17 protein-coding genes and 1 riboswitch are annotated in these 24,385 nt (G+C 56.9%); of the genes, 9 read left to right on the top strand and 8 right to left on the bottom strand.

Annotated features, from left to right (window positions below):
- Positions 1 to 472: 472 nt before the first annotated feature.
- Positions 473 to 1,675, top strand: a complete 1,203-nt coding sequence (locus H8S02_RS06375) for a recombinase family protein (protein ID WP_118722649.1) — start codon at positions 473 to 475, stop codon at positions 1,673 to 1,675.
- A gap of 13 nt (positions 1,676 to 1,688) precedes the next feature.
- Entirely contained in the window at positions 1,689 to 2,120 is a 432-nt protein-coding gene (locus H8S02_RS06370) for a hypothetical protein (protein WP_118685707.1), read from the top strand.
- Positions 2,121 to 2,495: 375 nt separating this feature from the next.
- Here H8S02_RS06370 and rlmD read toward each other — a convergent pair whose 3' ends face one another.
- A complete protein-coding gene (rlmD, locus tag H8S02_RS06365) occupies positions 2,496 to 4,118 on the bottom strand; it encodes a 23S rRNA (uracil(1939)-C(5))-methyltransferase RlmD (RefSeq protein ID WP_186969818.1) in 1,623 nt (540 codons plus the stop codon).
- Positions 4,119 to 4,325: 207 nt separating this feature from the next.
- On the opposite strand from rlmD, the gene H8S02_RS06360 reads away from it, so the two are divergent.
- Both H8S02_RS06360 and H8S02_RS06355 read left to right on the top strand, forming a co-directional pair.
- A complete protein-coding gene (locus H8S02_RS06360) occupies positions 4,326 to 4,907 on the top strand; it encodes a xanthine phosphoribosyltransferase (RefSeq protein ID WP_118686036.1) in 582 nt (193 codons plus the stop codon).
- Positions 4,908 to 5,281: 374 nt separating this feature from the next.
- The gene (locus tag H8S02_RS06355) at positions 5,282 to 6,622 is read left to right on the top strand and encodes a Na+/H+ antiporter family protein (RefSeq protein WP_186969817.1); all 1,341 of its coding nucleotides are present in this window, start codon (positions 5,282 to 5,284) and stop codon (positions 6,620 to 6,622) included.
- Between the two features lie 327 nt (positions 6,623 to 6,949).
- Here the strand turns inward: H8S02_RS06355 and H8S02_RS06350 are convergent, their stop codons facing one another.
- Together H8S02_RS06350 and H8S02_RS06345 are read right to left on the bottom strand one after the other, a co-directional pair.
- The gene (locus tag H8S02_RS06350; RefSeq protein ID WP_118686038.1) at positions 6,950 to 7,729 is read right to left on the bottom strand and encodes an ABC transporter ATP-binding protein; all 780 of its coding nucleotides are present in this window, start codon (positions 7,727 to 7,729) and stop codon (positions 6,950 to 6,952) included.
- A 1-nt stretch (position 7,730) separates the two neighbouring features.
- The gene (locus tag H8S02_RS06345) at positions 7,731 to 8,657 is read right to left on the bottom strand and encodes an ABC transporter permease (RefSeq protein ID WP_118722646.1); all 927 of its coding nucleotides are present in this window, start codon (positions 8,655 to 8,657) and stop codon (positions 7,731 to 7,733) included.
- Positions 8,658 to 8,772: 115 nt separating this feature from the next.
- Between H8S02_RS06345 and H8S02_RS06340 the strand changes: the two genes are divergently transcribed.
- Together H8S02_RS06340 and aspS are read left to right on the top strand one after the other, a co-directional pair.
- On the top strand, positions 8,773 to 8,931 hold the full coding sequence (locus tag H8S02_RS06340) for a hypothetical protein (RefSeq protein WP_186969816.1): 159 nt from the start codon (positions 8,773 to 8,775) through the stop codon (positions 8,929 to 8,931).
- A 4-nt stretch (positions 8,932 to 8,935) separates the two neighbouring features.
- On the top strand, positions 8,936 to 10,261 hold the full coding sequence (gene aspS / locus H8S02_RS06335; protein WP_186969815.1) for an aspartate--tRNA(Asn) ligase: 1,326 nt from the start codon (positions 8,936 to 8,938) through the stop codon (positions 10,259 to 10,261).
- A gap of 303 nt (positions 10,262 to 10,564) precedes the next feature.
- Here aspS and trmD read toward each other — a convergent pair whose 3' ends face one another.
- Together trmD and rimM are read right to left on the bottom strand one after the other, a co-directional pair.
- Positions 10,565 to 11,296: a tRNA (guanosine(37)-N1)-methyltransferase TrmD gene (gene trmD, locus H8S02_RS06330; RefSeq protein WP_186969814.1), complete on the bottom strand. Its 732-nt coding sequence runs from the start codon at positions 11,294 to 11,296 to the stop codon at positions 10,565 to 10,567.
- Positions 11,293 to 11,799: a ribosome maturation factor RimM gene (rimM, locus tag H8S02_RS06325; protein ID WP_118686042.1), complete on the bottom strand. Its 507-nt coding sequence runs from the start codon at positions 11,797 to 11,799 to the stop codon at positions 11,293 to 11,295. Before rimM ends, trmD begins: the two co-directional genes overlap by 4 nt.
- A 387-nt stretch (positions 11,800 to 12,186) precedes the next feature.
- A riboswitch (cyclic di-GMP riboswitch) is annotated at positions 12,187 to 12,273 on the top strand.
- A 52-nt stretch (positions 12,274 to 12,325) separates the two neighbouring features.
- Here rimM and H8S02_RS06320 point away from each other — a divergent pair.
- Both H8S02_RS06320 and galE read left to right on the top strand, forming a co-directional pair.
- Positions 12,326 to 15,130, top strand: a complete 2,805-nt coding sequence (locus H8S02_RS06320) for an S-layer homology domain-containing protein (protein WP_186969813.1) — start codon at positions 12,326 to 12,328, stop codon at positions 15,128 to 15,130.
- 181 nt (positions 15,131 to 15,311) lie between these two features.
- On the top strand, positions 15,312 to 16,295 hold the full coding sequence (galE, locus tag H8S02_RS06315) for a UDP-glucose 4-epimerase GalE (protein WP_186969812.1): 984 nt from the start codon (positions 15,312 to 15,314) through the stop codon (positions 16,293 to 16,295).
- 77 nt (positions 16,296 to 16,372) lie between these two features.
- On the opposite strand, the gene H8S02_RS06310 is transcribed toward galE, so the two are convergent.
- Together H8S02_RS06310 and H8S02_RS06305 are read right to left on the bottom strand one after the other, a co-directional pair.
- Positions 16,373 to 19,177 (bottom strand): O-antigen ligase family protein, encoded by a 2,805-nt coding sequence (locus H8S02_RS06310; RefSeq protein WP_186969811.1) that lies wholly within the window; start codon positions 19,175 to 19,177, stop codon positions 16,373 to 16,375.
- A complete protein-coding gene (locus H8S02_RS06305; RefSeq protein WP_186969810.1) occupies positions 19,177 to 20,328 on the bottom strand; it encodes a glycosyltransferase in 1,152 nt (383 codons plus the stop codon). The genes H8S02_RS06310 and H8S02_RS06305 overlap by 1 nt, the downstream gene beginning before the upstream one ends.
- 226 nt (positions 20,329 to 20,554) lie before the next feature.
- Here H8S02_RS06305 and H8S02_RS06300 point away from each other — a divergent pair, with 226 nt between their 5' ends.
- Positions 20,555 to 21,937 carry an undecaprenyl-phosphate glucose phosphotransferase gene (locus tag H8S02_RS06300; protein ID WP_118722644.1) on the top strand — a complete coding sequence of 461 codons (1,383 nt, stop codon included), beginning with the start codon at positions 20,555 to 20,557 and terminating at the stop codon, positions 21,935 to 21,937.
- A gap of 106 nt (positions 21,938 to 22,043) precedes the next feature.
- On the opposite strand, the gene H8S02_RS06295 is transcribed toward H8S02_RS06300, so the two are convergent.
- Positions 22,044 to 24,385: hypothetical protein (locus H8S02_RS06295; RefSeq protein ID WP_186969809.1), on the bottom strand; the 2,342-nt coding region annotated here is incomplete at its 5' end.

The following is a 24,385-nucleotide window of genomic DNA, read 5'->3' as shown; positions in this document are numbered from 1 at the left end:
ATTGCGCCAATCCGCAAAAACCTTTCCCGTTCCGAACACCGGGAACGCTGTACCGTAGAGCGCGATTCCGTGTAATGAGTATGCAAATCGGGAAATTACTTTTCGGCTTTCACAAGCATTGATTTATGCGGCGGTTTTTAGAGTGGTAATTGGGGTTTATTCTGCCGTGGAGGTCGATAATATCTACCCCCTGATTTTTCATCACCTATGGTGTGAAATAAGCCCCTGTCTCGACGCCGTGATTACGACGGAGAAACATTTTGATCTCCTTACAAGTTCATACAGATTCAGGCAGCAGGAGCAATTCTGCTGCCTTTTTCTTTGGGTGACTGTTCCGCTTACCTCGCGTATGTGGATTGTCATAATTTTCAAAAAGGAGCGTGGTAGTAATGAAATTGGAAATCGGTCAAAGGAGGTGGTGTGCCGATGCAAAGCAGAAAACACAGACGGATTCTGATGCAGGAGGCGGAATATGGCAAAACCGCTTGACCCCAAAGCGATAGAAGCAGAGCGGCAAACCAGCAGTCGAGCTGAACGCAGAGAGCAAAAACGCCGCCAGATGCAGGACGAGATTTCTTATAACCAGCGTGGAAATGGTGTTATTATCATCCCGCCGCAGAAACGGCGGGAACTTGCAGAGGAGCTGCCCAAACTCCGTGTTGCGGCGTACTGCCGCGTCAGCACACAGGAGGAACAGCAGGTCGGCAGCTTTGATATACAGATCCACCATTTTACCAAGAGGATTGAGGCAAATCCGCAATGGGAACTGGTTGAGATTTATCAAGACGAGGGCATCAGCGCAACTACCGTTGAAAAGCGGCTTGGCTTTCAGAAAATGATTGCCGACGCAGTTGACGGGAAGATTGACCTGATCCTCACGAAAAGCATCAGCCGTTTTGGTAGAAATATCGTGGATATTCTGGACAATCTGCGAACGCTTTCTGCGCTGAACCCGCCCGTTTCCGTTGAGTTTGAGACAGAAGGAATCACCTATACCGGCGATGGGCGGAATAATCTGCTGATCTCATTGCTGGCAGCTCTGGCTGAAATGGAGTCCCAGCAAAAGAGCGAGGCAATTAAGGCTGGTATCCGCTGGCGCATGGCGGAGGGCATCTACAAGTTCTCCGTTCAGAACACGCTTGGCTTCTATCGTGATCATTTTGGGCGGCTTGTCATTGAGCCGACCGAGGCAAGAATTGTTGAGTACATCTATGAAAGCTGCTTGGAGGGCGCCACCCCGGCAGAAATCGCCGCTGCGCTGACAGAACAGGGTATCAAATCTCCAATGGGGAACGATCTCTGGTCTGCTGGTACTGTCCGCAGCATCCTCCGAAATGAGAAATACTGCGGTGATGCTTTGATGCAGAAAACCTATACCAAGGATTTTCGCACCCATAAATCCGTCAAAAATACAGATTTGAATATGTATTTCAAGGAAAATCACCACACAGCGATTATCAAAAAAGAGGATTGGATCAAGGTACAAAAGCTGCTGTCAGAGCGGCATAGCACAGCAAAACGAGCTACATTGCGCCGTTTGAGCAATCACTTCGTCGCATACCGCGTAAAGGATGGTCTTTTCAAGGGCTATCTGATCATGGATTCCCGCTGGTCTTTTATGGAACGTCAGGAGTTTATGAAAATCGTGGATGAGGCGCAAAACACTATGAAATGAAAGGATTTTTACTATGAACTTCGATTTTTCCGCTTTAAACTTTGAAACCATCGACTCCAACATCAACGCCTATCCGGATATGTTCCTGAATCAGAATGGCGTGACTTTCACCAAGAAGGTGCTTGAGGACCTGGGCTATCCTGCCTTCGTTTTGTGTCTGCTGGATGCGAAAGCGAGGGTATTTGCGATCCGTTCCTGCAAGAGCAACGAACCGAAGGGCTTCAAGTTCTCCAAGCCGAGAGGCGAACAGAAAGGTGTTGTTACGATCTCCAACAAGAATCTGCTTGACCCGCTTCGCGCTGTCACCGGCGAGGACTGGATTCCCGGCAAGCGTTACAGGGTGCGCGGGTTCTGGGTTGCCGATGCAAAAACCATGTGCTTTGACCTCAATGAGGGCGTTCAGGAGGACTTTCGTCCTGTTACGCCGAGCAATGATGCGGAATAATCCCTGATTTTCAGGGAGAAAAGGGAGAGCCAAAGAGCAGTGGCAAGCCGCCTGAGCGAGAAAGCCACCTCTCCCTTTTCTCCCTCGCTGCTGCTATGGAAACCGTGGAAAACCGCAAGCGGTTTACGCACCGTTCCCACAGCCTGCGCTCACCCTCTTTTTCCTCTCTGGCTTTCTCCCTATACAAAGATAAGTGTCCATTTTCTATCCCGAAAACGCACAGTTGCCACGACGAACAGAGGACAGCGTGTCAATATGGCAAAGAAAAGCAAACGGCACACAGGCGGTTTTATCCTCAAAAAAAGCCCCCAAGCACGACAAAAAATAAGCCCAGCACCACGCCATTGACGTGATGCTGGGTTTTTAGCCGTAAACTCACTCTGAGATTAGGCCAAAGTGCCGCAGCGCATCCTTGATTGCCTCGACCTTTTCAGGCGGGCAGGGATGATACTCATGTTTTCTCTGTTCAACAGCATTCGGTGCTTTGTGCATATCCAGCCCGACCATGCGCTTGACCTCTGCAATATATGCCGTATGGACTTTGAAGCCGTACTTTTCCTGCACATACTCCTGAATGCGTTTATAGGTCGGATGCTCCTTGACCTCGCCGGTTTCCACTTCCATTCTGACCTCAACCGTCAGTGGATTTGTTTCCCGTGACAAGAGGACCACCGTCTCCACATGAAACGTTCTCGGGAAGAGGTCATAGGCCTGCGCCTTTTCAAGGGTATAGCCTGCGCCGCACAGCTCGGCGACATCGCGCGCGAGCGTTGCCGGGTCGCAGGAAACATAGACCACGCGCGGCGGCTGCATCTTCAGGATCGCGTCGCGGGCGGTCTCGTCCAGACCCTTGCGCGGCGGGTCCACCACGAGCACATCAATGCCGCTGAACCGTCCGGCCGCCTGTCCGGCATCCGCACAGTAAAACTCCACGTTCTCCGCCCCGTTGCGTCTGGCATTGTTCTTCGCGTTCTCGATGGCCTCGGGCACGATCTCTACGCCGACCGCGTGCTTTGCGTGCGCCGCAAGCGCGAGCGTGATAGTGCCTGCGCCGCAGTACAGGTCGAGCACGGTCTCCCCGCCGGTCAGTCCGGCATAGTCCACCGCACACGCATACAGGCGCTCAGCCTGCGCGTGATTGACCTGATAGAACGCATGAGGCGAGAGCAGGAACGTGTTGCCGCACAGCCTGTCCTCCAGCATCGGCTCGCCCCACAGCACATCCGTGCGGTCGCCCAGAATGACGTTGTCGCCGCGCTGGTTGTGGTTGATCAGGATGCCCGTCAGCGACGGCTCCGCTGCACGCAGACGCTCGATGAGCCTATCCAGCTCGGGCAGCTTGCGCGTCGCGGAGATCAGCGTCAGCTGGCATTCACCGCTTTTTTCGCCCGTACGGACATAAATATGGCGGATCGTGCCGCGTTTTGTCTCGTAATCATAGGGCGGGACCGCGAATTCGGTCATCCACTCGCGCACGATGCCCGCGAGGCGGTCAGCCTTCTCCGACTGGATCAGACAGCGCTCGACCGGCACGATGTCATGACTGCGCGGACGGTAAAAGCCGGTCACAATATTGCCCTCTCTGTCGCGGCCCACCGGATACTGCGCCTTGTTGCGGTAGTGCTCGGTCGTTTCCGCGCCCGTGATGCCGAGCAGCTTTTCGCCGTCCTGCTTTCCGATACGGGTCAGCGCGTCGCGCACCTTCTTCTCCTTTGCGCGCAGCTCTTCCTCGTAGGTGATGTGCTGATAGCAGCAGCCGCCGCACTTGTCCGAGGCCGGGCAAGCAGGCGTGATGCGCGCGCTCGAGGGCGTCACGAGCTTCTCCACGCGGCCGAACGCCACGTTTTTCGTGACCTTGACGATGCGCACATCGCAGCAGTCCCCGACCGCCGTGCGCGGCACGAACACCGCCCGCCCCTCGATCTTTGCAAATCCCGTGCCGTCCGCTGTATAATCGCTGATCCGGCAGCGGTATACCTTGTTTTTCATCAGTTCCATAACAGAAATCCTCATCAGAGATGCGTTCCCGCCGCTCCCTGTTCCCTTCTCGATAGATACTTTCATTATACCACGGTCTGACCGCTCCGTGCAATCCGCAGGCCCGCTTTCCGCCGCCGGAAAATTCTTTGCGAAAAATGTAGGATTTTCCCGAAATTTTTGTTATACTGTTGTTAACAACACAGGACACAAAAGGAAGGGTTCGCCATGAATTTTTTAGAGGAACGCATCGTAAAAGACGGCGTGGTCAAGAAGGGCAACGTGCTCAAGGTTGACAGCTTTCTCAATCATCAGATGGATATCGAGCTGTTCGACAAGATGGGCGAGGAGTTCAAGCGCCGCTTTGCGAATGAAAACATCAACAAGATCGTGACGATCGAGGCCTCCGGCATCGGCATTGCCTGCATCGTCGCACGCCATTTCGGCGTACCGGTCGTTTTTGCGAAGAAATCGCAGAGCATCAACATCGATGGCGACGTTTACATCGCAGAGGTCGAGTCCTTTACGCACAAGTGCAAGAATCAGGTCATCGTCTCCAAGAAATTCCTGAGTGCAGACGATCACGTGCTGCTCATCGACGATTTTCTGGCCAACGGCTACGCGCTTCAGGGTCTGATCTCCATCGTTCAGCAGGCCGGCGGCACGGTCGAGGGCATCGGCATCGCCATCGAGAAGGGCTTCCAGTACGGCGGCCGCACCATCCGCAACCTCGGCTACCATCTCGAGTCTCTCGCCATCGTGGACGGCATGGACCCGGAGACCGGCGAGGTCATCTTCCGCGAGCAGTAAAATGCCTGTCGGAAAAACTTCGTTTTCCCCGACAAGGTGTGTTCTGACTTCGCAGAACACGAGTTGTCCGAAAGTTCCCATTCGGAAACTTTCTCCCTCTAAGAGTAAAAAAACCGAGGCGCATGTCCTCGGTTTTTTTGCGTTTGCACAGCAAACGCTATTTCATGCGCGCTAACGCGCGATAACATCAACATCGCAAAAACAAACTTTATCGAAAAACCGGCTCTTTTTGCTGTTTTTCGGGTCATCGTCTTGACCTGTCCGCGTTTTTCTGATAAAATAGGAAAGATTTCAGCACTTTACCGTATTCAAGCGCGCCTTGCATACGGTTTTTATTTCCAGTTTTCTGTCTGAAGGAGGAATTTCCACAAGATATGGCCACGATTTTCAGCATACTCATCAATCCGGTCACGGTTTCCGTGCTCGTTCTGTGCGCGCTGTGCCTCACCGGCCTCAACGTACTGCTTTCCATGCTCATCGCCTGCATCATCGGCGGCGTCGCGGGCGGCATTCCCCTGCTCTCCGCGCCGGAGGGCACGCAGACCGTCATGCAGCTGCTGACGGGCGGCTTCGCAAGCAATGCTACGACCGCGCTCGCCTACATCCTGCTCGGCACGTTCGCGACCTGCATCTCCACGACCGGCCTTGCCGAAATCCTGTCGAAAAAGCTCTCGCGCCTGCTCGGCGGTCACAGACTCGCCCTCATCGGCGTGCTGACGCTCGTCGCCTGCCTGTCGCAGAACCTCATCCCCGTGCACATCGCCTACATTCCCATTCTCGTGCCGCCGCTGCTCGGCATGATGAACCGCATGAGGCTCGACCGACGCGCGGTCGCGTGCGCACTCGCCTTCGGCCACAAGGTCCCCTATATCACGATTCCGTTCGGTTTCGGCCTGATCTTTCAGCGCGTGATCGCGGATAACCTCACGGAAAACGGCCTTTCCGTCACGGTACGCGACGTCACCGCCGCGAACTGGAGCATCGGCATCGCCATGCTGCTCGGTCTGCTCATCGCAGTGTTCGTACTCTACCGCAGGCCGCGCGAATATTGTGATCTGGAAGCCGACACCTCGGCCTCTGAGGAAATCTCAGAAAAGCTCGAATACCGCCACTATGTCATGCTCGGCGCGGCCATCGTCGTCGCGGTCGTGCAGGTCATCAGTCAGGATCTCGCACTGTCCGCACTGTGCGGTCTGGTCGTGATCGTCGTGTTCCGCGCGATCAAATGGAATGAAATCGACGCGCAGGTCGAGGGCGGCATCCGTCTGATGGGTCAGATCGCCATCATCATGCTCGTCGCAGGCGGCTACGCTTCGGTCATCAAGGCGACCGGCGGCATTGACGCCCTCGTGAACGCCGGCATTTCCGCCATCGGCGGCAGCAGGCCGGTCGCAGCCGTCGTCATCACGCTCATCGGTCTGCTCGTCACGATGGGCATCGGCACCTCGTTCGGCACGGTTCCCGTGCTTGCGGTGCTGTTCGTGCCCATGTGCGCCTCGCTCGGCTTTTCCACCCCGGCGACCATTCTGCTCATCTCGGCGGCCGCCGCGCTCGGTGATGCAGGCTCTCCGGCTTCGGATACCACGCTCGGCCCGACCTCCGGCCTGAACGCCGACGGCCAGCACGATCATATCCGCGATACCTGCATTCCGACCTTCATCGCGTTCAATATCCCCATCATGCTCTGCGCCATCATCATGTCGCAGGTGTTATAAAGGAAGCAAAACAGAAAAGGCACGCCGAGGGCGTGCCTTTTTCGCGCCCTTCGGGCGCAGTCTCCTGCCGCATTTTGCCTTCGGCAAAACAGGCAGGACAGGCGCTCCGCAGAGCGCCGCATAAAATTCCCCGTAAAAGTCCAGCTCCGCCGGACTTTTACCCCTCTGCCCGCGCCGCGGCGGCGCGGCCTCGTCCGCCGCACCCCAGGGCACCTTCTCTTGCCCTTTCAGGGCAATTCACCTTGTGCGGACGAGAGGGGGGTATCGTTTCCGGTTTCTCCGGAACCGGAAACGTATCCAGGGGGGACAGCGTCCCCCCTGGAAGTTTTACTCGCTTAGCAGCATTCTGTCGTTCTCGATATTGAACTTTTCGAGCAGATCGCGCACGGTGAGGTGCTTTTTCTCCTCGCCCCTGATGTCGACGACGACGCGGCCCGAATCCATCATGATCAGACGGTTGCCGTACTGGATGGCGTGCTTCATGTTGTGCGTGACCATCATGGTGGTGAGGTTGTCGCGCGCAACGATCTCCTCGGTGATCTGAAGCACCTTGTCTGCGGTCTTCGGATCGAGCGCCGCAGTGTGCTCGTCGAGCAGCAGCAGATCCGGCTTGCGCAGCGTCGCCATCAGCAGCGTCAGCGCCTGACGCTGACCGCCGGAGAGCAGGCCGACCTTGCTCGTCATGCGGTCCTCCAGACCCAGACCGAGCGTCGCGAGCTTCTCACGGTAGAGCTTGCGCTCCTCGTTCGTAATGCCGGCATGCAGACCGCGCCGCTGACCACGGCGGTACGCGAGCGCGAGGTTCTCCTCGATGCCCATGGTCGCGGCCGTACCCATCATCGGGTCCTGGAACACACGGCCGAGATATTTCGCTCGCTTGTGCTCGGGCAGATGCGTCAGGTTGAAGCCGTTGAGGTTGATCGTGCCAGCATCCACCGGGAAAACGCCCGCGATCAGGTTAAGCGTGGTGGACTTGCCGGCGCCGTTGCCGCCGATGATCGTGACAAAATCGCCGTTTTCCAGCGTCAGATTGAGGTTGTCAATCGCACGCTTCTCATTGACCGTTCCGGCGTTGAACGTCTTGTAAATACCCTTGAGTTCGAGCATGTCAGCGGCCCTCCTTCTTGGTCTTGACTGCCGCGCGGAAATACTTGCCCTTCCAGTACGGGATAGCAAGGAAGATCGCAACGACAAGTGCGGTGATCAGTTTGAGATCGTTGGTATTAAGACCTGCGGTGAGGACAAACTGAATAACGATGTAGTAGATGACCGCGCCGAGCGCAACGCTCAGCAGCTTGAGCGCGAAATTGCGGAAAATGCGGCTGAACACGACTTCGCCGATGATGACCGCTGCCAGACCGATGACGATCGCGCCGCGGCCGGCGTTGACGTCTGCGAAGCCCTGATACTGGCAGTACAGCGCGCTCGCGAGCGCGACCAGACCGTTCGAGATCATCAGACCGAGCACCTTGTTGAAATCGACGTTGATGCCCTGCGCGCGGCTCATGTTGGCGTTCGCGCCGGTCGCACGGATGGAGCTGCCGAGCTCGGTGCCGAAGAACCAGTACAGCAGCGCGATAACCACCACGGTAAACACCGCAACGACAAGGATCGGGTTCTGCGGAACGAGTTTCTTGACATTTCGCAGCGAAACGAGCAGCGTGTAGTTATCCGGATTGATCGCGACGTTCGCCTTGCTGCCCATGATGCGCAGGTTGACGGAGAACAGCGCGAGCTGCGTCAGGATACCGGCGAGAATGGCCGGAATACCCATAAAGGTATGCAGGACGCCGGTGACGAGACCCGCGAGCATGCCGGCGAGGAACGCGCACAGCAGCGCGACCCAGAGATTGACGCCGTGCGTCATCAGCACGAGGCAGACTGCGCCGCCCGTTGCCATGGTGCCGTCAACGGTCAGATCGGCAAGGTCGAGCACCTTGAAGGTGATGTACACGCCGATTGCCATGAGGCCCCAGATGAGACCCTGTGCCACCGCGCCCGGAAGCGAGGCGAGCAGGTTAGAGAAGAATTCCACTTTAATTCCCCCAAAATTAAATTTTTACCGTCCTTTTACTCTTGTATCTGATAAAGCGTAAAAGCACTTTATACTATTATAGCAAAGAAAAGCCGCCCTGCAAAGAACTATTTTCATGGATATTTATCGAGAAACGCGCATAATCATCCGCCCCGCCGCCGTACCGCGAAAAAAAGCTGTTTTTCTGCTGTCTCTGGTGCAAAAACCTTGCCATAACGGCAAAAACATGCTACAATATAACACATCTGAGATTGCTCAATTAGAGAGGCGTTGAAAATATGGAAATGATACATGAAGCGGGTCAGTATGTTGACACCGTAAAGCGCGTCTGCGACGCAGTCGGCGGCGAGGTCACCTTCCGCGGCACGGTACACCGTGTCCGCGACATGTCGGACTTCTCCTTCGTTGTCATGCGCGTAGAGCGCGGCCTGATCCAGTGCACCTTCCAGGGTGATGCGATCGGCGACATCAAGCGCTCCGACGTGCGCGATGCCATGGTCCTCGAGGTGACCGGCGCAGTCCGCGAGGAGCCGCGCGCTGAGCACGGCGTAGAGGTTGTCCTGAGCGCGGTCAAGGTCCTCGGCAAGCCGTATGACCAGCTGCCGGTGCCGATCGGCAAGAAGTATATGGGTCTGTCGCTCGACGTCGACCTCCCGCTCCGCCCGATCACGCTGCGTCATCCGCGCAAGCAGGCGATCTTCCGCGTACAGGGCGCGATCGCTGACGGCTTCGCACAGTACATGCAGAGCCAGGGCTTTACCCACATCCACACCCCGAAGATCGTCGTTGCAGGCGCTGAGGGCGGCGCGAACCTGTTCAAGCTGGACTACTTCGGTCATCCGGCCTACCTTGCACAGTCTCCGCAGTTCCACAAGCAGTACCTCGCCGGCGCATTCGGCCGCGTATACGAGATCGGCTCGGTCTACCGCGCCGAGCGTCACAATACCTCCCGCCACCTGAACGAGTACATGGGTCTGGACTTCGAGATGGCCTACATCGACTCGATGTACGACGTCATGGCCATGGAGACCGGCATGCTCAAGAGCGTCATGAACTACGTCAAGGAGCACTGCCCCGAGGAGCTCGCCCTGCTCAAGGCTGACGTCCCGGAGATCAAGGAGATCCCGACCATCCGCTTCCACGAGGCGAAGAAGATCATGGAGGAGAAGTACGGCCATAAGTCCAAGAACCGTTACGACCTCAACCCGGACGAGGAGGTTCTGCTGTGCCAGTGGGCGAAGGAGGAGTACGGCTCTGAATTCGTATTCGTAACCCACTTCCCGTCCGCAAAGCGTCCGTTCTACGCGATGGACGACCGCGACGATCCCAAGCTCGCGCTGTCCTTCGACCTGCTGTTCCGCGGTCTGGAGATCACCACCGGCGGCCAGCGTATCCACGATTATCAGGAGCAGATGGACAAGCTCGCAGCACGCAAGATGAACGCCGAGCTGTTCGAGTCCTTCACCATGCTGCACAAGTACGGCATGCCGCCGCACGGCGGTCTGGGCATCGGCCTCGAGCGTCTGACCATGCAGCTGCTCGGCCTGAACAACATCCGCGAGGCATCCATGTTCCCGCGCGATATGAACCGTCTGGAGCCGTAAAAGAGCTGTCGCGAAACTTCGTTTCGCCGACAATCTGTGTTCTGACTTCGCAGAACACAAGTCGTCCGAAAGTTCCCATTCGGAAACTTTCTCCCTCTAAGAGTAAAAAAACCGAGGCGCATGTCCTCGGTTTTTGCTCTCATTAAATATTTTAAGGATAGAGGCCTACGGGCTGCGTTTGCAAAGCAAACGCTTTTGAATGCGCGCTGCCGCGCGAGTGCTATTTGTCGTAAAACCGGATTTTATCGAAAGATTAACCCCCGCGCCGATGGCGCGGGGGTTTTCTGTGCTCTGATGCAGTTTTCAGCCGTCCTGACGGATCTTTTCGAGGATCTTCCGGTCGCGCTTGTCCTGCGGCTCGAATTTCGCGAACAGGTCGGGGCGGTCCTTTTTCGTGCGGCGCAGGCTCATTTCGCGCCGCCATGCCTCGATATTGGCATGATGGCCGGAGAGCAGCACCTCGGGGACCTCGCGGCCGCGCCAGTTTTCCGGGCGGGTGTACTGCGGGTGCTCCAGCAGACCGTCCCAGTGGCTTTCCGCCGTGAAGGCCTCCTCGTCGGGCAGCACGCCCGGCACCATGCGGCAGACCGCATCCGCGACCGCCATGGCCGGGATCTCGCCGCCGGTCAGCACGAAATCACCGATGGAGATCTCCTCATCCACGCATTCGTCGATAAACCGCTGGTCGATTCCCTCATAATGACCGCAGACCAGAATAAAATGCTCCTTCGCGAGCAGCTCACGCGCTTTTTCCTGATTGAACGGCGCGCCCTGTGCGGAGAGAAACACCGTGTGAACATGTTCGCCGCCACTCAGCGCCTCATGGCACAGGTAAAGCGGCTCCGCGAGCATGACCTGACCGCGGCCGCCGCCGTAGGGCGCATCGTCCGCCTTATGGTGCTTGTCGAGCGCATAATCGCGGATATTCGTCGCCTTGACCTCGACAAGACCCTTGTCCTGTGCGCGCCCGATGATGCTTTCGCGCATGACTGCGTTGATCATCTCGGGAAACAGCGTCATAATGTCGATTTTCATTCGATCAGACCCTCGATGCTTTCCACATAGACGATGCCGGCGTCCATGTCGATCTCCTTGAGGAAGGGCTTGATGGCCGGGATATAGATGAGGCGGCCGTCCTCGCCGGCGATCTCGTACATATCGTGCGCCGGATTGGAGGTCAGAACGTCGCGGATATGGCCGATCACGCGGTCAACGCGCAGATCATATACCTTGAACGTGAGAATATCCTGAATAAACACGAGATCCTCGGGCAGATCGACATCATCGCGGTCGAGATGCAGGATCTTTCCGCGCAGCTTTTCCGCCGCCTCTACCGTATCAACGCCCTTGAGGTGCATCAGAACGACGTTTTTGTGCACCTGTGCGCTCTTGACCTCGACCGGGGTCTTTTCGTCCAGATACAGTGTATCAAAATCGCACAGAACCTCGGGTGTATCGCACCAGCTCTGCACCTTCAAATCGCCGCGAATGCCGTGCGTGCCGACGATCTTACCGGCCTCCAGAAACTTTTTAGGCATGTTTTTCTCTCCTTGCAAGTGATCGGGCGCCTCGGCGCACCGCTTATATTCCTTATTATATCATCTTTCCATGCGCTTGAAAATTCATTTTTTTGCAGACGAAAAAAACGGCAGCGGCGTGCAAATATCGCGTGCCCGCTCCTGTGCCGGGAGGTTTTTTCTGTCATTTTTTAATATTTTTGTGTATAAGATACAAAAGTTCCATGTGAATTTTGTGCATCGTTCGAGAAAATAATATGAAATTTTTCCTTACATCTATGGTATAATTAGGGAGTAACAGGATTTACTGTTGCGCGGGCGAACCCACAAACTTCCATGTGCCCGGAATGACCGGTTCGCTCAGCTCAGACAACTTGATCTGTGCATCATGCGCCGAGGGCGTGTCTGTACAGAAAAAGGCACAGCCGGCGAAAGCCGGTGCCGCAAAGCCACAGGGTCTAAACGGACTTTTCCGCACGACAGCCGGTTGCCGAACAGCAGAAAATCACCTCCTTTGCGTCTGTATGCACGCAGAGGAGGTTTTTGCATGAAAAGGAGAAATAACCGTTTCCTCGCCGGCACTCTCGCCGGTCTGATGATGCTCACCATGCTGCCCGTGACCGCGCTCGCGGCCGAGGGTGAGGAAGGCGATGCAAACAACACCACGACGCTGACAACGACGGACGGTACACCCGTTCCCGGAGCGTCGGATAACGGCATTGAAAATGTAGTAAATGATACCGGAGACAGCCAGGATACCGGCGCAAATGCAGACGCTAACGACACGGGCGACGCAAACCCAACCGCCGGTAATGACGGCGGCGGCGAAACCGGCACATCTGTCGGCGGCAATGATGTACAGCCCGGCGGTTCTGGCAATGAAGGCGAAAGCAATTCGGAAACCGGCAGCGACTCCGCTGCGGAAAGCGAAACCGGCGGCGAACAGGGCGGTGCAGGCGGCGAGAACAACACGCCTGCCCCGACGTTTACCGCGAAAATCGGCGATACGGAGTATGAGACGCTTGATGCAGCAATCAACGCTGCACAGGACGGCGCTACGATTGAGATTGGTAAGGATATTACCCTCGATAACGGCCTGGCTTTCGCAGGTGTTAGCGAGCTGACGATCAAGGGCGCTGAAAACGTCAATCCAACTATCACGCTGAATGATTTTGGTATGTATCTTGAAAATACCAATGTGACATTCCAGGACATTGAAATCGTTGTAAACGCAATCACCAATGCGTCTCCTGAGCATACCGGCGGTACGGCTAACCTTATCAACGGTTCGGATTTCACCCTTGATAACGCTTCGCTCACGCTCAACGGCCCTGCCAATCATACAGGCGGCAGCGGTATGTACCTCTATAAAAAGAGCAATCTTTATGTAACGAACGGTTCGAAGGTTGAAATTTCCGGTTTCAACGGCAATCGCGCAAGCGGCATTTACGCGGATAACTCCGAATACGAGGATATGCCGAACCGTAATATTCAGGTTACCGGTCGCTCCTCTATCACGATCGCTGATTGCGACTGGCACGGTATGACTATCAATCCAATCGATATTCTGATTGATGGCTATTCGAAGATTGATATTTCCGACTGCGGCAACGTAAAATATGGCGGCGGTCTTGGCTGCTACTACGGCGGCGTAACAATTTCCGACCATTCGTCCCTCATCACCAACGATAACAGAGGCAGCGGCTGGGGCGTTTTCGCCAACGGCATGTCTATTGACTCCACTTCCTCGCTCAGCGCCTGCGGCAACACCGGTCACGGTGCCGTACTCGCTGCCAAGAGCAATATCTCTTCCGGCGCAACGGTAACTCTGAACAAGAATATGGGTTCCGGTCTGCGTGTTTACACCGGTTCGGACTACTGGTACGGTAATGTAACGATCGAAGAAGGCGCAGACTTTACTGCTTCCGGCAATGAACATGGCATCGAAATTCTCGGAGGCGGCGTTCTGGATATGCAGGATGGCATCGTAACCAACAACCACAGCAGCAGCTATGGCGGCGGCCTTTATAATCGCGGCGGCGATGCCAAAATCAGCGGCAAGGCTGCAATCTGCAACAACCATGCCGATACTGCCGGTGACGACATCTATAACTGTACTTATACCACCAAGAAAAATGTCAGCTACGAGCCCTCCCTCACCCTTTCCCCTGTCGGCGAAAACTGGGTACTGGACGACTGCAACGATCCGATCGTCGGCTGGTATCACGACGGCAAGGAAAAGCTGACGGACAATACCTACAAGCGCTGGAACGGTGACGCGACGGACGACAGCTACTATGCTGATGAATACACGGTCGGTGAAGCGGCCGTTTCCGATGCGCTCGCGCTCAAGGCCGCGCACGGCAAATTCTGCAATGTCACCTATGAAGTAACGGGCGATATCCCGTCCGACGCAGGCGATCCCCCGGCTTCTGCCAAGGTCAAGATGGGCGGCAGCTACACGGTCGCGCCCGCACAGACCACCTCGCAGAGCCGCTACACCTTCATCGGCTGGCGCGCAGACGGCACCGGAGACATTGTAACCTCGCTTGAGAACCTCCAGCAGAACGTCAATCTCGTCGGCGTATGGTCCTACCGCTCCAGCGGCGGCGGCTCCGGCGGTGGCGGCGGCCGCAAGCCGACTGTCGACATCCCGGATGACGTACCGACCGGTCTGAACGGCGACGATCACTTTGCGTATATCGTCGGCTACCCGGACGGCAACGTAAAGCCGGGCGGCAACATCACCCGCGCTGAGGTCGCGACCATCTTCTTCCGTCTGCTGACCGAGGATGTCCGCACCGCAAACTCCACCCAGTCCAACAGCCTGTCCGACGTTTCGCGCGGTCAGTGGTTCAACCACGCGATCTCCACGCTCTCGTCGATGGGCATCGTAAAGGGCAACCCCGACGGCACCTTCGACCCGGATGCACCGATCACCCGTGCGGAATTCGCAGCCATTGCAGCTCGTTTCGACGACAAGAATACGAACACCACCTCGAATTTCTCGGATATCGCTTCTCACTGGGCGAAGGACGAGATCGGCGTTGCCGCAAACAAGGGCTGGATCAACGGCTATCCCGACAGCACCTTCCGCCCCGATCAGTATATCACCCGCGCCGAGGCGATGACGCTCGTCAACCGCGTACTCAACCGCCTGCCCGAAAAGAGCGAGGATCTGCTCGATGACATGATCAAGTGGCCGGATAATGCGGATGCGTCCGTCTGGTACTATCTCGCCGTGCAGGAGGCTACCAACAGCCACGATTACTCGGACAAGAGCGACGCCGACAAGTACGAAAAGTGGACCAAGATCCGCGACGCACGCGACTGGACGCTGCTCGAAAAGTAAATTTAACAACAGGCATTCGGTAAACCGCGAATCATATCTTTTATTCTGCAAGTATCGTTTTACCGGGCACAGCAGGGGCAGGAAGTAATTCCTGTCCCTGCACTTTTTACCATTTCTATTGACAAACCGACGGTCTGCCACTACTATAAAATTATATGAGTAAAATCAAGGATGTGTACTTATGACGATATTAGTGACCGGCGGCGCAGGCTATGTCGGCTCGCACACAGTGCGAGCAATGCTCGAGGCCGGCTATCAGGTGGTCGTGGCCGACAACCTCAGCACCGGCTTCCGCGCAGCCGTACCGGCGGCCTGCCGATTTTATGAGGGCGACATTCGCGATGCAGCCTTTCTCGCCCGCCTGTTCGAACAGGAGAACATCGACGGCGTAATTCATTTTGCAGCGTTCTCGCAGGTCGGCGAGAGCGGCAAACTGCCGCTGCGCTACTATGACAACAACGTCAGCGGCACGCGCGTACTGCTCGAGCAGATGACTGCACATGACGTCGGAACGATCGTTTTTTCCTCCTCCGCAGCGGTCTACGGCGAACCCGAACAGATTCCCATTGAGGAAACTGCCGCTCTCGATCCGACTAACTGCTACGGCGAGACCAAGCGCGTCATGGAGCGCATGATGTGCTGGACGGCGGCCGCGACCGGCCTGCGGTACGCCGCGCTGCGGTATTTCAATGCCTGCGGCGCGCATCCGGACGGTTCGCTCGGCGAAGCGCATTTCCCCGAAACCCACCTCATTCCGCTGGTCCTGCAGGTCGCAAACGGACAGCGCAGCGAGATCTCGGTGTTCGGCTCGGACTACCCAACGCCCGACGGCACCTGTATCCGCGACTACGTCCATGTGTGCGATCTGGCGCAGGCGCATATTCTTGCGCTCGAATACCTGCTGCGCGGCGGCGAAAGCACCGCCTTCAACCTCGGCAGCGGACAGGGTTTTTCCGTACGCGAGGTGATCGAGGAGGCGCGCCGCGTTACCGGTCATGCAATCCCTGCCGTGGAAAAGGCGCGCCGCAGCGGCGACCCGGCGCGGCTCGTTGCGTCCTCGGAGAAGGCGCAGAGCACACTCGGCTGGCGGCCGCGCTACAGCGCACTCAGCACCATCCTGCAAACCGCATGGAACTGGCACCGCAGCCATCCGATGGGATTTTAAAGCTGTCGAAAAAAACTTCATTTCTGTGCGCGCTGAAGCGTAAAAAGGTCATCCTTTTTCAAGGATGACCTTTCTTTTTACTGTTTGTTCCACGTTACATGGGAGACCGTCGTGCCGGCCCTGACATGCAGCGCGATCGTTACCGGCTCATCACTGTCGCCGAGGCGGTCCGCCTCGATGACAGCCTTGCCGGAAGCATCCAGCGTCACTGCCGCGCCGTCTACGTCTGCCTCCGCAACGCCGCCAAGGTCGCTGCTCTCGACAGCGAGCTCATAGCTGCCTTCGTTCTTGAGCACGGTCGAGAACACGACTGTGCTGTCCGAGTCCGCAGTGAATGCACCGCCGTTCCACGTTACGCTGCCTTCCTGCACCTCCGCGCAGTCCGGCACGCCGTTTCCGTCTGCATCCGGCAGATAGGCCGTATCCAGACCGAGCGAGGAGAAAATGGTGAGCGCGTCAACGAAATCATACGGGTCGAGCGCGTCTGCCGCAAGCAGCTTGTTAAGGAACGCATTGTTCTCCGCCGTCAACAGCACATCATCAAGCTGGTCCGCATTGACCTGGCACAGCGTCTCGTAGCCCTTGACCATGCGGTTCAGATAGGTATCATCCTGGAGCCACTGCGCCGCGCCGATGCTGCCGCCGACCGGATCGATCATCTGCTCGTACAGGCTGAACATCTTCTGCCATACCTCAGCGTTTGCACGCGTGTATTTCGCGCCGCGGTCGAGCGCATCGAGCGCCTTGGTGTAGTCGCCCACACCGGCGTAATACTGCGCAAGCGGAATGGCGATGGCGTTGGAGTCCACGCGGGACAGATCGGCCGCATAGCGGTCGGCTACGCCCTCCTCATTGCCGCCCGAGATCAGATACGACAGCTTGTAGTCGTTAGTCTCGAACAGGTCGATGGACGCGCACTGCTTGAGATCATCGAGCGTCAGCTCGTCGCTCGAGAACTTGCTCTGCGCGATCAGATTGAGGCCGATGAGCACGATAAAGACAGCGGAAACCGCCGTGATCGGCCAGCGGACCGCGCCGCCCTTGCTCTTGTTCGGCACATTCAGCCGCAGGCTGTCGCCGCAGTGCAGCGTCACAAGTGCGAGCACCGCGAAGAACGTCGGTACGCAGCAGCCGACCGACCATGTAACGTCGCTGACAGCCTGACCGAACATCTGAAGCACGCACGCGCCGAGCAGCATGACGATAAGCGGCTTCTCCTTGCGGCTCTTGACGAGCACCCAGATCGAGGTGCCGAGCATCGCAAGGAAGGCCGCCAGACCGAGAATACCGAGGTCGCACAGCGACTCAACATAGTGGTTATGGGCGTATTTAGTCTCGTAATAGTAATCCTGCACCGAAACGACACCGTTTTCAAAGCCGCCGAGACCGCGGCCGATGACCGGCGAGGTCTTCCAGAGCTTGATAGCGTCCTGACGGTAAACGCCGCGCTGTACGACGTTGCCGTTTGCGGTGAGGTCCTGAATACGGTCCGCGATGAAAGCGGGCAGCAGCTTGTAGCCAAGCTTTACGCTGCCGTCCTTCGCGCCGGTGTAAGCCGCCTCGTTCAGCGTCGCGCCCTGTTCGCCGCCGAAGTAGAAGAACACGAGCTTGCTGTCCTCAGGCACGGTGAAGGTCACCGGAGCATCTGCCGAGCCGCTGGCAAGGTCGGTTTCGTTGTTCTGAACCAGATTATTGGTGTTTTTATAGGTGACACGCACCGAGGTCGAGCCGTCCGCCTGCATGGAGAGCGAATAGTCTCCTGCCGGCAGGGAAATCGCACGGCGGAACTCACCCTCCGTGCCAAAGGTGTACGAGCCGGTGACATTCAGCGCCGCAACCAGGTAGACAACAGCGATCACAGCAACCGCCGCGACCAGACCGATGAGCAGTTTTCCCTTGTCGGCAAGGCGCGCGACAAGCTTCTCGCGCACAAAAATCTCCAGCACGCACGCCGCGGCGCAGCCGACGATCAGCATGATCATCGGCAGGAACGAGCCGGTCACATCATCACCGAAGCCCTTGACCGAAACTGCGCCGACGATCAGCGCAACGACTGCCGTCTGAACGAGCAGCAGGAACAGATCCATGCGCTTTTCTGCCGGACTCAGTACCAGCATCGCAAGGCACGCCACGACAAACACGCCGAGCGAACCCATCGAGAACGCGAGCAGATAGGAGACTGCGTTGACCATCAGCAGGATGGTGCACAGGATCTTCTGGCTGCGGCTCGCCGCCGTGATGACGAGCCAGATAGACAACAGGCACGCGATCGACATCAGGCCGGCGTAGGTATTCGGGTTGCCGAAAATGGTGTTCAGACGGGAGTAAAAGTAGCCTCCGGTGTTGCCGTAGCCTGCGCCGATCGCCTCCATAATGACGCGCACCGGGCGCATCAGCAGATTGCAGGAGGCTGCGTCGATGGACAGCAGACCGACCGGAGCCGCCGCGGCAGCGATCGTGGCCGCGGCTCGGCGGAAGGCGGTCCTGCCGTCATTCGAAAACAGAACGATGCACAGATAGACCGCAAAAGCCGCAAGAAAGACCGCAAATTCTGCGATCGCGAACTTGCGCGAGCGCGCATACAGCGTGGATACGCCCGACAGCAGCATGTACGCAAACAGCGCAAACGCCGGCGGCGTCAGCAGACGCTTTACCTTGTCCTTGCCTGCAAACAGCATCATGAACAGCGTACCGACCGTGCAGAGCACGCCGACCACCTTCTGCGTGAAATAGCTGCCGTTATTGTCGAAGCAGGTGATGATCCACAGCGCGATCGCCGCCATGGTGTACAGTCCCCAACGGGCGCTGCTCGGCGCGGCGGGCTTTGCCTGAACGCCTCCCTTCGCCTGTCCGTTTTTGGACTGAGCCGGTTTTTGTTTCATCAGTTTTCCTCCTCAGATGCCGCGCGTCCCGTTTTTCCGGTCAGCGCATCATAATATAATGTGGTCAGCGCGGGAAACACGGTATCCAGACCGTATTTCTGCACGCTTTTTTCCGCTTTTTCGCTCATCATGCGGCGTACCGCCGGCTCACTTGCGACCCGAACCGCGCGGCAGAACGCCTGCCGGTCGTCATAGGGATACAGCTCGCCGTTCTCGCCGGGGCGAACCAGATCCTCATGCCCCTTGACGTTCGTCAGCACCGCCGGAAGGCCGCACGCCATCGCCTCCATAACGTTGAACGGCAGGCCCTCGCTTCGGCTCGACGAGACACAGACATCGGACGCGCGGTAGTAGTCCTCGATATTCGACACGAAGCCGGGAAACCGCACGCGCTCGCGCACTCCAAGCCGGTCTGCCAGCGCCTTGCATTTGTCGAGCGCCGCGCCCCGTCCGGGCAGCAGCAGCACAACGCGCTCGGGCAGCTCCGCCATCGCCTCGATGAGCATGGACTGATGCTTGCGGCCGGAAAACTCCGCCGCGTAGACGAGCACGAGCTGATCGTCCCTCAGCGAAAGCTGACGGCGCAGCCAGGTGCGCTCGGGCGCGGACGGGCGGCTGAACCGCGCAAGATCGATGCCCATGCCGTCCGTCGGCACGATATGCCGTCCCAGGCGATACTGCCGCGCGATACGCTCATCCTGGCGGTTCATGGTCAGCAGCCAGTCGGTCACTGGCGCGGTCATGCGCTCCGCCGCAAGCAGAATCTCGCGCTTCAGCGGCGGCGTATCGCGGTCGAACAGGTAGCCGTGCGCGGTATTCATCACGATTGGCCTCTGCTTTCCGCAGGTCATCACCGCAAGCCGGGTGAAAAACGCCGCGAGCGAGGTATGCACGCTGATCATGTCGTACTTCTCCTCGCGCAGAACGCGGCGCAGCTGTATCACTGCGGCGAAATTGCGCGGCGAGAACATGCTCTTCTCGAACGAGACCGGGATATACCGCGAAACGCCCGGCAGCTCGGCCGTACTGCCGCCTGCCGCCGCGTGCACCGCTGCGCCCTGCTGCGCCAGCCACGCCAGATATGGCTTGTGAAAAGATGCCAGATGTCCGAATGTCGAGGCAACATACAGCACCTTTCTGCTGTTTTTCAAACTCTATCTCACCACCATCAATAAAAAAGCGCAGGTAACTGCACCTGCGGCCAAAAAACAACGTCGTTTTCCGCAGTCTGTCCGCCAGCCGCGGTCTGCGAAACTTTTCCATATTACTCTAAAAATTTTACCCCAGAGCATAGTTCTTGTCAAGGAGATGATGGAATTTTCCTGCCATTTATGGTAGAATAAATTATAAATTTAAGTATTTCAGGAGGCTGCAAGTTTGATTAAGGAAAATCAGCGCGCGCTCAACCAGATCAACGGTCTGACGGACGCGCTTATACTTTTCCCCTGCATGGCGTTTGCCTATTTTATCCGCTTCGATCTGTTCCACGGGATCCCCGGGCACGTCGGGCTGTCGTACTACATGACGACTATATTGTGCATGGCGCCGCTGTTCTGGCTGATGTACGGACTGATGGGGCTTTACGACTCGTTCCGCTCGAAGAATTTCCTGCGCGAGTTCAGTCTGCTGCTGCGCAGCAACGTCATCCTGTTCGGCGTGCTGCTGGCGTTCCTGTTCGTCTGCAAGCAGTTTCACCTGTCCCGGTGGACGCTGTTCATCTTTTTCCTCCTCGCGACCGTTTCCGTCGCGGTCAAGCGGTGGATGCTGCGGCGCGTGCTGCGCCGGTTCCGCGAGCACGGCTACAACCTCAAGCACGTTCTTCTCGTCGGCTGCGGCGAGCAGGCGCAGGCGTACTGCCGCGCGGTACAGGCCGACCGCACGCTCGGCTTCTGCATCGACCACTATCTCGCGCCGCGCGACTGCCTGCCGGGCATATCCTACCTCGGCACCTACGACGCGATCGCGAACGTTCTCGACCGGCAGAACCCCGACGAAGTCGTCATCGCGCTCGAGGCGAACGAATACACCTACTTACAGGGCATCATCGCGAGCAGCGAGAAAAACGGCGTCAAGGTATCCCTCATCCCGTTCTACAACAAATTCATGCCCTCGCGCCCGGCGATCGACGAGATCGGCGGCGTTTCGCTCGTCAATCTGCGCCACATCCCGCTCGACAACATCGGCAACGCCTTCCTCAAGCGCGCCATGGACATCATCGGGTCGCTGATACTGATCATCTGCACCTCGCCGCTCATGCTGTTCGCGGCGGTCGGCGTCAAGCTCTCCTCGCCCGGCCCCATCCTGTTCAAGCAGGAGCGCGTCGGACTGAACAAAAAGCCGTTTTACATGTACAAATTCCGCTCCATGCGCGTAAACGACCGGCAGACGACCGGCTGGAGCACCAACTCCGACCCGCGCAAGACGAAATTCGGCTCGTTCATCCGCAAATTCTCCATCGACGAGCTGCCGCAGTTCTTCAACGTCCTCAAGGGCGACATGAGTCTCGTCGGGCCGCGCCCCGAGCTCCCCTTTTTCGTCAACCGGTTCAAAGAGAGCATCCCCCTGTACATGGTCAAGCATCAAGTCCGCCCGGGCATCACCGGCTGGGCGCAGGTCAACGGCTTCCGCGGCGACACGTCCATACAGGGACGCATCGAGCACGATATTTACTATATCGAGAACTGGACGCTGCTGTTTGACATCAAAATCCTGTTTATGACGGTATTCAAGTTCAGCAATAACGAAACCCTCGGCAAGTAAGCCGGGGGTTTTGCTTTGGGTCGGTAGAGGGCATAAGAAAACCCCCGAGGTTTCCCTCGGGGGTCTTGCTTTGCCTTATGGCAGGCTTAACGGAGAACCGTTAAGATTACCAAGCAGTGATGTCGTGCTGAACGTCAACTACGATAACAGTGATCTGGTCGTCGCCAGAGTTGTCAACGAATACGCGAACGTTCGGTACTGCATCGTCCTCGTTGAAGGAGTTGTCGCCAACCTTCTCAGCCTTGGTGCCATTGATCTTGATCTGGTCGATAGTCGGCAGCTTGCCCTCGCTCCAGAAGTCGGAATCAAATACGCGAGCCAGGTCGATGTCAGCCATGGTGTAGCCGGTCTCGCCCTTGCCTGCGTCGGAGTCAACGAACAGCATTACGGTGTTCTTGCTGTCAACTACGGTGTAAGCATCATTGGTGGACAGGTTTGCATCGTTGCCCTTCGCGTCCTTAGCGCCCAGGTTCTTGTTGCCTGCTGCGCTCCAGGACTTGAATGCCTTGGTCTTGGTATCCTGGTTCAGGACGTACAGGGAGATGTCGCCGGAGTTCTCATCGTAAGCAGTTACGAATGCATCGGACTGCTTGTTCTCGTTATACTCGATGTCAGCCAGAGTGTCGCCAGTTGCAGAGTAAGAGAAGATGTCGCCCTTGCTCATGTCAGCAGCCTTGGAATCATCGGTGGTAACGGTGATCTGCTCAGTGCCATTCCAAGCGGTGATGATGTAAACAGTGCCGTTAGCGGTGCCGGTCTTCTTCTCAACGTTCTTCAGAACAACTGCGTAGTTGTCGGAAGAGCCGCCGGTGGAGTCCTTGCCAAGGTCGATGAATGCAGCCTGTGCGTAGTAGCCGTTGCCAGACTTGTTAGCAACTGCTGCAACTGCACGCAGGGTGCGGTCATAGCCGGAAGCGGTCTTGCCGGTTACTACCTTGTAGTCGCCGTCGTCGCCGTTAGCATCAGCCTTGGACTTAACGAATACAACGCCGGTTGCTTCGTAGTACAGGCGGGAGATGGAAGCCTTGTCAGAAGAGGTGAAGGAGCCAGTCTTGATGGAACCATCGGTCTTGACAGAGCCAGTTACGGTTACGTAAGAGTCATAGCCGTTGGTCTCAATCTTATCATTAGTAACATCAACATCGGTGTTCTTAGCGCCCAGACGGGTCAGGGTGTAAACGTCCTTGGATACCTCGTAGGAAACGAGCATCGGCTGTGCCTTGGTGTTTGCGGAGCCTACGACTTCCTTATCAGAGCTGTCGACAAACTTCTTGCTCTTAATGGTGCCATAGTTCGGGTTGGTGGCATTGCCCTCGTGGAACTCAACGATAGTTGCGCCGTCGTCCTTGTCGTCCCACTTCTTCTCGATCTCGACAACCTTGTCGGTGCCGTCCGCGAAGATCAGGCGGCCTTCCCACTTGGAGTTTACGCCGCCCTTAGGAGCAGCCTCAACCAGAAGTGCGATGTCGTCGATGGAGCCAGCGGTGGTGTCGGTGTAGTAAACGTAGCCGTTTACAACTACCATCTCAACGTTAGCGCCGGTGTTCGGACGCTCAACCATCTTGTTGCCCTTACCAGCCATCTTGTACCACTCGTCGTTGATGGAAACGCCATCGTCAGAACGGGTACCGTTTACCTTGCCGGTAACAACGGTAGCCTTCTCAATGAGGCCGTGGTTGGTGCCATAGTTGCCAGCAGCAGTCAGAACAACGTAGTCGTCCTTCTTGATGCCGTCGTACCAATCCCAGTCATCAGACTCGAGCTTGGTCTTGGTAACGATATCCTTATCGCCAGCCTTGTAGGAAACATTGACATAGTCAGAACCTACAGCGGTAACCTTGCCTACTGCAAAGGTCTTAACGTTCAGGATGGAGTAGTTGGTAGAGCCGTCGGTAGCGAGCAGCTTAACCTCGGTCGGCTGGAAGTACTTGGAGTTGGTGTACTTGCCATCAGCGCCATCGCCGTAATTAGCAATAAAGGTCTTGATGTCATCGTTGATCTTGTAGCCGTTTACGTATACGGAAGTGGTCTTAGCCAGGTCGTACTTGGTGCCGTCCAGCTTAGCCTTCTCGCCGTCCATCTTGAGGTTCTTCAGGATGCCGGTCTGCTGGGTGTTGTCCTTGGTAGCGTAAACGCCGTAAACCTTGGACTTGTCGTTGTTCTTGTACAGAACGGTAACCATCTGGTACTTCAGGTTGGAGTAGTCCTTCTTCACGTCGGTGAAGTTGAACAGAGCCTTGTTGAAGTCGTCGGTGGTCTTGTTGGCGTCGTAGGTCTTCTCGTTCTTGTCGAGAGTCAGCTCGAAGGTCTCCTTGCCGGAGGTCTTGGTAACGTCCTCCAGAACAGCGGTGGTCTTCTTGAGGTTCATGAACTTCTCGCCAACGGTCTTGTTGTCGTCGCCAAGCAGAGTTACGTTGGTGTAAGCATCGTCACGCCATACAACGGTCG

This window comes from Agathobaculum hominis, assembly GCF_014288055.1.
In the GTDB taxonomy this organism is placed as follows: domain Bacteria; phylum Bacillota; class Clostridia; order Oscillospirales; family Butyricicoccaceae; genus Agathobaculum; species Agathobaculum hominis.
The sequence above is the reverse complement of the archived record's forward strand: the minus strand, read 5'-3'. Positions and strand labels throughout refer to the sequence as shown.

What these genes read in the sequence shown, in the direction of transcription:
- H8S02_RS06375 (WP_118722649.1), top strand. Translation starts at nt 473, where the DNA reads ATGGCAAAACCGCTTGACCCCAAAGCGATAGAAGCAGAGCGGCAAACC.
- H8S02_RS06370 (WP_118685707.1), top strand. Translation starts at nt 1,689, where the DNA reads ATGAACTTCGATTTTTCCGCTTTAAACTTTGAAACCATCGACTCCAAC.
- rlmD (WP_186969818.1), bottom strand. Translation starts at nt 4,118, where the DNA reads ATGGAACTGATGAAAAACAAGGTATACCGCTGCCGGATCAGCGATTAT.
- H8S02_RS06360 (WP_118686036.1), top strand. Translation starts at nt 4,326, where the DNA reads ATGAATTTTTTAGAGGAACGCATCGTAAAAGACGGCGTGGTCAAGAAG.
- H8S02_RS06355 (WP_186969817.1), top strand. Translation starts at nt 5,282, where the DNA reads ATGGCCACGATTTTCAGCATACTCATCAATCCGGTCACGGTTTCCGTG.
- H8S02_RS06350 (WP_118686038.1), bottom strand. Translation starts at nt 7,729, where the DNA reads ATGCTCGAACTCAAGGGTATTTACAAGACGTTCAACGCCGGAACGGTC.
- H8S02_RS06340 (WP_186969816.1), top strand. Translation starts at nt 8,773, where the DNA reads ATGGATATTTATCGAGAAACGCGCATAATCATCCGCCCCGCCGCCGTA.
- aspS (WP_186969815.1), top strand. Translation starts at nt 8,936, where the DNA reads ATGGAAATGATACATGAAGCGGGTCAGTATGTTGACACCGTAAAGCGC.
- trmD (WP_186969814.1), bottom strand. Translation starts at nt 11,296, where the DNA reads ATGAAAATCGACATTATGACGCTGTTTCCCGAGATGATCAACGCAGTC.
- rimM (WP_118686042.1), bottom strand. Translation starts at nt 11,799, where the DNA reads ATGCCTAAAAAGTTTCTGGAGGCCGGTAAGATCGTCGGCACGCACGGC.
- H8S02_RS06320 (WP_186969813.1), top strand. Translation starts at nt 12,326, where the DNA reads ATGAAAAGGAGAAATAACCGTTTCCTCGCCGGCACTCTCGCCGGTCTG.
- galE (WP_186969812.1), top strand. Translation starts at nt 15,312, where the DNA reads ATGACGATATTAGTGACCGGCGGCGCAGGCTATGTCGGCTCGCACACA.
- H8S02_RS06310 (WP_186969811.1), bottom strand. Translation starts at nt 19,177, where the DNA reads ATGAAACAAAAACCGGCTCAGTCCAAAAACGGACAGGCGAAGGGAGGC.